Raw genomic sequence first — 501 nt, 5'->3', positions numbered from 1 at the left:
ATCGTAGGAAAGTTCGAAGCGGTGAATGTCATTAAACTCGTAGCCAAGCTTCGCAAGAATGTTGTAAACGTCCCCTGCCGAGCCGAACGTCTTATCACCGTTTCCATCTTTGAAATCGTCACGCGTCACATAGTGGCCATAAACCATTGCATCTACGTTTTCTGACAGCAAACCGTATAATGTTAAAGAGCCTTGTTGGTTGTCGTTAGATGCAAAACCACCGTATACACGCGCGCCAAAAGTTTCATCGTAACGAAGCAAATCGCGTGCGTCTTTGGTTTCAAAATACACCGAACCACCCAACCCATTTTGCGTCACTGAGTTGTTACCCACTTGGATATCTGCCGACTTTAGAATATCGGGGTTCAGCGTCAAGTTACCGATGTGGTGGAACATACTCGCGTGTTGTGACGCGCCATCGAGACGGATATCCAAGTCAGTCTCACCCAAGCCGCGAATCGTGATGCGCTGGTTGACTGAGTGAGTGCCACCCACATCAAC

The 501-nt window shown here is 48.3% G+C and carries 1 protein-coding gene; it reads right to left on the bottom strand.

Annotation, left to right across the window (positions count from 1 at the left end):
• A partial coding sequence (locus R7O13_RS31405) for a TonB-dependent receptor plug domain-containing protein (protein ID WP_318305807.1) occupies positions 1-501 on the bottom strand: 501 nt, incomplete at both ends.

The sequence above is a fragment of the Vibrio sp. Y176 genome, from assembly GCF_033438945.1.
The sequence above is the reverse complement of the archived record's forward strand: the minus strand, read 5'-3'. Positions and strand labels throughout refer to the sequence as shown.